6 protein-coding genes are annotated in these 6,673 nt (G+C 54.0%); 4 read left to right on the forward strand and 2 right to left on the reverse strand.

Translation table 11 applies throughout. The annotated features are described in order from the left end of the window. Nucleotides 1–20 precede the first annotated feature (20 nt). Complete coding sequence (gene mgrA / locus J0A68_RS21845; protein WP_206580386.1) at nt 21–1,040, forward strand: L-glyceraldehyde 3-phosphate reductase; 1,020 nt, start codon at nt 21–23, stop codon at nt 1,038–1,040. Nucleotides 1,041–1,119: 79 nt separating this feature from the next. On the opposite strand, the gene J0A68_RS21850 is transcribed toward mgrA, so the two are convergent. Further along, a complete protein-coding gene (locus tag J0A68_RS21850) occupies nt 1,120–1,911 on the reverse strand; it encodes a hypothetical protein (protein ID WP_206580387.1) in 792 nt (263 codons plus the stop codon). 199 nt (nt 1,912–2,110) lie between these two features. On the opposite strand from J0A68_RS21850, the gene J0A68_RS21855 reads away from it, so the two are divergent. Continuing rightward, entirely contained in the window at nt 2,111–3,235 is a 1,125-nt protein-coding gene (locus tag J0A68_RS21855) for a pyridoxal phosphate-dependent aminotransferase (protein WP_206580388.1), read from the forward strand. After that, the gene (locus J0A68_RS21860) at nt 3,232–3,771 is read left to right on the forward strand and encodes a GNAT family N-acetyltransferase (RefSeq protein WP_206580389.1); all 540 of its coding nucleotides are present in this window, start codon (nt 3,232–3,234) and stop codon (nt 3,769–3,771) included. The genes J0A68_RS21855 and J0A68_RS21860 overlap by 4 nt, the downstream gene beginning before the upstream one ends. Before the next feature lie 41 nt (nt 3,772–3,812). Here the strand turns inward: J0A68_RS21860 and J0A68_RS21865 are convergent, their stop codons facing one another. Next, a complete protein-coding gene (locus J0A68_RS21865; RefSeq protein WP_206580390.1) occupies nt 3,813–5,171 on the reverse strand; it encodes an exonuclease domain-containing protein in 1,359 nt (452 codons plus the stop codon). 221 nt (nt 5,172–5,392) lie between these two features. Here J0A68_RS21865 and J0A68_RS21870 point away from each other — a divergent pair, with 221 nt between their 5' ends. Continuing rightward, the gene (locus J0A68_RS21870; protein ID WP_206580391.1) at nt 5,393–6,598 is read left to right on the forward strand and encodes a Gfo/Idh/MocA family protein; all 1,206 of its coding nucleotides are present in this window, start codon (nt 5,393–5,395) and stop codon (nt 6,596–6,598) included. Nucleotides 6,599–6,673 lie beyond the last annotated feature (75 nt).

Here is a 6,673-nt window from a genome sequence, read left to right on the forward strand (position 1 = left end):
TACACCAATCCGAATAACCTATGCAGATCAACGACCACAATCCCCTACCACCTTACCAAGCCGCTCCGAACCGCTACAGCCAAATGAAGTACCGCTATTGCGGCAAGAGTGGGCTCCAGCTTCCCGAGATCAGTCTGGGCCTCTGGCACAACTTTGGCCACAACGCCGACCTCACCCTTGGCAGAAAAATACTGAGAAGGGCCTTTGACCTGGGGATTTGCCACTTTGACCTGGCCAACAACTACGGCCCTCCCTATGGCTCTGCCGAGGAAAACTTTGGCCGGATCTTCCAGAAAGACTTTGTCTCCCACCGCGACGAGCTGCTCATCTCCTCCAAAGCGGGATGGGACATGTGGCCGGGGCCGTATGGCAACTTTGGCTCCAGAAAATACCTCATCGCCAGCTGTGACCAGAGCCTGAAGCGCATGGGGCTGGACTACGTCGACATCTTCTACCACCATCGCCCAGATCCAAACACACCGCTGGAAGAAACCATGGGCGCCCTGGACCAGCTCGTGAGACAGGGAAAAGCCCTCTACGTCGGCATCTCCCAGTACAATGCGGAAGACACTGCCAAGGCCCAGCAGATCCTGAAATCCCTGGGCACTCCCCTGCTCATCCACCAGCCACGCTACAGCATGCTGGACAGATGGGTGGAAAATGGCCTCCTGGATGTCTTGGGCGAAAAGGGCGTGGGCAGCATTGCCTTCTCCCCACTGGAGCAGGGCATGCTCACCGACAAGTACCTCAAAGGCATTCCCGCCGATTCCCGCGCGGCGAAAGACGGACGCTACCTGAATCCCGGCAAGCTCGATCCAGCCAAACTGGAAATGGTCAGCCAGCTCAATGAAATTGCCCTCAAAAGAGGCCAAACCCTCGCTCAGATGGCAATCGCCTGGCTACTCAAAGACCCAAGAATCACCTCGGTGTTGGTGGGGGTGTCCAAAGCGGAGCAGCTGGACGACAACGTAGCCGCGGTGGCCAACACGCAATTCACAGGCGAGGAAGTCTCGAAAATCAAATCCATCCTCGGCGCCTAAATGGCCCGGATCACAAGATGGCAACACAAAAAAGAGGCTCCCAAAAGGAGCCTCTTTACCGTCTAGTCAAACCGGACTATCATCTAACTACATTTTCGAGTGTTGCCAAGTAAACCCACTTTTGGTCCCGTGAGTTCAGGCCTTCATTCACGGCCTTTCTTTGCTCCGCTGTTTGGGACAGATCCTCATAGGCCTGCGCGTTGAAAAACTGCATGTAATCCTTGTACATGTTCAGGGTCAGGTGGGTGGATTTGGCCTCTGAGCCTTGTGGCAGGGCAGTTCTCAGGAAGCTCCAATGTCCCATCAGGCCCTGTTCGATACGCTTTTGGTGGATGGGCCTGAATACTTCGATCTCAGCTTTTTCGTACTCTTGGAATTTGCCCTCCACGGCCTTCATGAGGTCAAAGGAAGCCAAAGCCCCGGGTTTAAACTGAAAGCTGTCGTCGGTGGATACGATCTCCATCATGTATAGGCGCATGGGCATATCCCGCATACTCAGCGACTGCTCAAAGAGCGTCGCCACCTGGTTTCCCGTGAGATGCGGATAGGCTATTTTGGTGTATTCCATCATGGACTCGTCGTCTAGTCCGTTCATCATCTTGACCGGGTCGTCGTAGGTGGTCACCATAATATATTGAAAATCGCCCTCGTCGGCGCCATTTTGCAGGGACCAGAAGTCCCAAGCCTTGATGCGCTTGTCGTTGAGAGCCTGTCGATAGACTTTTTCCATCAGATCCTTGAACTCGATGTAGTCAAAAAGATGGTCTTTCTCCACCTTGATGAATTCGAATACCATATACTGAGTTTGCTGGGCGTTGAGGACTCCTGCCCACAGCAACCCACAAACCAAGAGTATTACAATCTTCTTCATGTTATATTGGATTTAGGGTTAATTGTGCTTCGAATAATTTAAATATTTATTTCGTAAAAAATCAATTTTCAGAATAAAAACATTTTTTGCATATACAATTACAGCACAAACTTCTATTAAATAAAGTATCTCCAAAAATGAATTATTTCTAAAACACTCGGCAAAACCTTAGTATTTTAACAATCAAAACAGATATACAATGAAGGGTCTATCAAGAAGAGACTGGATCAAAACCACTTCCCTCGGAGGAGCCTTCGCACTTCTGGGCGGCAGCGGAATCGCCTCGTCTCTCAGTGCGGAAGAGGTCAGAAAATACAATCCAAGGCCTTTGGCGGGCCCGATACGGCTCGGGTCCAACGAAAATCCATACGGCCCATCCGAGGCAATGCGCCGGGCAATGACGGCGGCCTTTGACAGCGGCTGTCGCTACCCCTGGAGCCAAAATGGCTCTTTGGCAAAAATGGTCGCCGAAAAAGAGGGAGTTCCCGAAGACCACATCGTATTGGTGGCTGGCTCCATGGAGGGACTCAAGGTAGCCGGGATTACCTTTGGCCGAGGACGCGAGATCATCAGCTGCGCGCCGACCTTTCTCTCCATGATGGAATATGCCGAGCTCTGGGGCACGGAGATCAACTGGGTTCCGCTCGACAAAGACCTGGATTTTGACCTGGAGGAAATAGAAAAGCGGGTCAGTCACGAGACCGGCCTCGTCTTCCTCTGCAACCCCAACAATCCCACAGGAAAGCTCCTGCCTGCCGATCGGGTGATGGACTTCTGCGAAACTGTAAGCCGGCGAACGGTCGTATTCAGCGACGAGGCCTACTATGACTACATCACCGTCCCCAACTATCCCAGCATGGTAGAGCTGGTCAAGAAGGGGAAGGACGTGGTGGTCTCCCGCACGCTGTCCAAGGTATATGGGCTGGCTGGGATCCGCATCGGATACCTGATCGCCCGGCCCGAGCTGGCGCAAAAGCTCCGCGACCGTGTCGTCGCCAACACCAACATCATGGCCATAGAGGCTGGGAAAGCCGCCCTTGCCGACCAAGACTTTTACCGTTTTTCCCTCCAGAAAAACGCGGAAGCCAAAGCGATGATCACCCAAACCCTGGACGAGCTGAAGCTTCCCTATCTCGAGTCCCACGCCAACTTCGTCTTTTTCCAAGCCGGAAGGGATATTTCCGAACTGGGCAAAACCATGGCAGAGATGGGCTTCATCATCGGCCGGCCTTTTCCTCCGCTGAATGACTGGTGCAGGATCTCTACCGGCACGATCGAGGAGATCACCCTTTACAACCAAGCCATCAAATCGGTATTGGGATGAGCTTGGACAGAAATCTGGTATTGCAGGACGGCAGGGTCTGCCTGCGCCCCATGAAAAGAGAGGATCTACCACTACTTCAGCCCCTTACCTCAGATCCCCAGATGTGGGTTTACTTCACCTACGACCTGAGCATTCCCAAGGAAATGGACAAATGGGCCCAGCCCCATTTTGATGGAGAGCGCCTCCAGTTCACCGTAATAGACCAGGAGAGCGGGAAGGTGGCGGGCGCCACTGCTTTTGGCAACTATTCCGCCAGGGACGAGCGCATCGAGATCGGCTGGACTTGGCTGGGAAAAGACTTCCGAGGCACCGGCATCAACCAGGCCATGAAAAAGCTTATGCTGGACTATTGCTTTGGCACCTTGAAACTCAAGCGCGTGGAAATCAAAACCGACGTCCTGAACATGCCTGCCCGCAAGGCTTTGCTGAAGCTCGGCGCTGTAGAAGAGGGCGTGCTTCGAAGCCACACCCTGCTCACCAAAGGCCGACGAAGAGACACCATCTACTACAGCCTGCTCGAAGGCGAATGGCCATAGAGACTTAAGCTAAGGACGCTGGCGGAATGAAATTTTAAGACTCAGGTGCTAGAAAAAACCCGGATTTGCTCCGGGTCGAGCAGATGGATGTACTGTCTGAGTATGTAGAAGGTCTCCGGCACCCGAGGCACCACCTCGAGCTCCTCGGCGTTGGGAAAGTCCCCGCCCTTCAGGTACGCGTAGCGGCTGAGCATCCCGCCCTCAAAGTAGCAATAGGCTTTTTCCCCCTCCTCCCTGCCCGGCAGCGCGAGCATCAGGTCTTTCTTGGATTCGTGGATCAGTGTAAGGAACTCCTCCGCGCGGGCATTGTACGCGTCAGGCTTTTCTGTGGAATTGCAGGCACCGCGGCAGCTTTCGTCCTGCACCACCTGACAGGTGACCTTTCTCAGGCCGCATAGTTTTTGGCAAAGCCCATAGGCTTCGATGCCGGATTTGAGAAACTGCGTGGCCTCTTCGGAGGAAAAGAAGGTCTCCAGCGGCACGAGGTTTTTGGAGACTTTGGCCAGCTGAAAACGGCAATACCCTGAGCCGTCTTGATAGTGAAACAGTCCCCAAAGGGCCTTGGGCAGCTTCAAGGCCGAGTTGTAGGCCGGCCACAGGCGCTTGATCTCCAGCGTCTCCACAAGCAGGGCCATGACCTCCGATCCGGTCAGCTTCCACTGCAGGTCGCAGACTTCGGCTTTCAGCTGCTGCTTGAGCTGGGGCAAAACCCTTCCGGAAAAATGCCCCTTGAAGCGCTCGCGGATATTGATCGCCTTGCCCACGTAGACCACTTTGCCCTTTGCATTGAGCATGTAGTACACGCCGCAGGACTCGGGGATCTGCCGATAGCGGGATAGGGGAAAATTGGGAGGCAGGAAGGTCTCGCCGGAATTTCGCTTCAGGGAAGAAAAGACCAAGTCCTGGCTTTCCTTGATAATCCGATCGAAAAGAATGGCCGTGGCGCGGGCATCTCCCATAGCCCGGTGTCTAGCCAGGATGGGGATCTTTTGGCTTTCGCAAAGCCGCCCTAAACTGTAGGAGCGCAGGCCCGGAAAAGCCCTGCGGGAAAGCCTGACGGTGCACAGCTTCTGGGATTTGAATTCCCTTCCCGTCTTCAAAAAAGCCTCGCGGATAAAGCCATAGTCAAAGTTGACCGAGTGGGCGACGAAGACCCTGCCGTCCAAAAGCCCCCACAGCTCCTCCTCTATCTCCTGAAATGTCGGCGCATCGGCCACCATGGCATTGTCAATACCGGTGAGCCCAGTGATGTAGGCGGGAATGCTTTGTCCGGGATTGATCAGCGTCTGAAACTCGCGCACGATCTCCACCCCGTCGTGGATCAGCACGGCGATCTCGGTGATCCCTCCCCCGGCGGCGGAGCCTCCGGTAGTTTCTATATCGACGATGGCAAATTCCATTTTCTTCAGTCTAAAGGTAAGGCTATTGGCTGGCCTCACAGAATCCTCGACGCAAAATGACAGGAGAAGTCTGAGGTTCCCTATTCCGGAATCTGCAAAACGCCCCTTTCCATGAAATCGTTTGCGTAGTTTGTCGGCGATCTTTTTCCAATCCTTGACGAATCAGGACAGCCCAATTCTCGATTTCGCTATTTTAGCCGACTCGGTAAAAATTTAAGATTTTGGAAAGAAGACAGTTTATCAAGTCCGCCGGATTGGCGACTGCAGTTTTGGGAAGCTCGGGCCTGTGGAGCATTGCGAAGTCGGCCCAGCAAAAGTTCAAAGTGGGAATCATCGGTTTTGGCGACCGGGGATCGGGCATCTACAGCACCATCTCCAAGCTGGAGGACAAGTTTGAAGTCACCAGCATCTGCGACGAACTGGACTTCCGACTGGAAAACGCCAAAAAGGCCAGCTCCGGCAAATCCATTGTGTTCTACAAAGACTACCGAAAACTCCTCGAGGACAAAAGCCTGGACTTGGTCATCATCGCCACCCCGCTGTATCTCCACTACGAGCACGGCAAGGCGGTACTGGAAGCGGGCAAGCATCTTTTCCTCGAAAAGACCATGACCTTCCAAGTCGATCAGGCTTTGGACTTGGTCAACATCGCCCAGCGCTATCCCAAGCAAATCGTTCAGATCGGCCATCAGTACCGCTATTCCCCGCTGTATTTTAAGGTAAAAGACTACATCCAAAAAGGCTATCTGGGCAAGGTCACCTCCATCGACGCCCGCTGGGACCGCAACTGGAACTGGAGGCGACCTGTCCACGATCCGGCGCTGGAGCGCAAGATCAACTGGAGAATGTACAAGGACTACTCCGGCGGACTGGTTGCAGAGCTGCTTTCCCACCAGATGGACTTCATCCACTGGGCATTTGAGACCAGCCCGAGCACACTCTTCAGCACCGGCGGGATCGACGTCTATAAGGACGGCCGCGAGACGTTTGACAACGTGCAGCTCACCGTACGCTACGAGGAAGAAGGCATGGTTGGGAATTTCGGAGCTACCTGCGCCAACCAACATGAAGGGTATTCCTTCAAAATCAAGGGCTCGAAAGGCATGATCAACCTGCTGACCAACGAGGGGATGTTTTATCCCGAGCCCAAGACCCGCGAAGAGCTGGAAGTGGTGGACGGGGTGAGCGGAGCCACTCCCCTGATCTGGGCGAGCGACAAAAAAGGCATCAAACTCACCGAAGAGCCCACCAAAGACGGGACGATCTATGCCTTGGAGGCTTTCTACGAGTCCCTCACCAAGGCTACCCAACCGGAGTCCAACGTGAACACCGGCGGCAAAACGGCCATCTCCGTTGCCTTGGCCAACGAGTCGCTCTACTCCGGCGAGATCAAAAGCTGGAAGCCCGAATACAACATCGGAGAATAGGAAACCAAAGTCATAAAAGCGAATGCCCCGCGTCTTCACGCGGGGCATTTTCATGTTCTACTACTTTGACTCGGA

The organism is Algoriphagus oliviformis (assembly GCF_017254915.1).
GTDB classification, from domain to species: Bacteria; Bacteroidota; Bacteroidia; order Cytophagales; family Cyclobacteriaceae; genus Algoriphagus; species Algoriphagus oliviformis.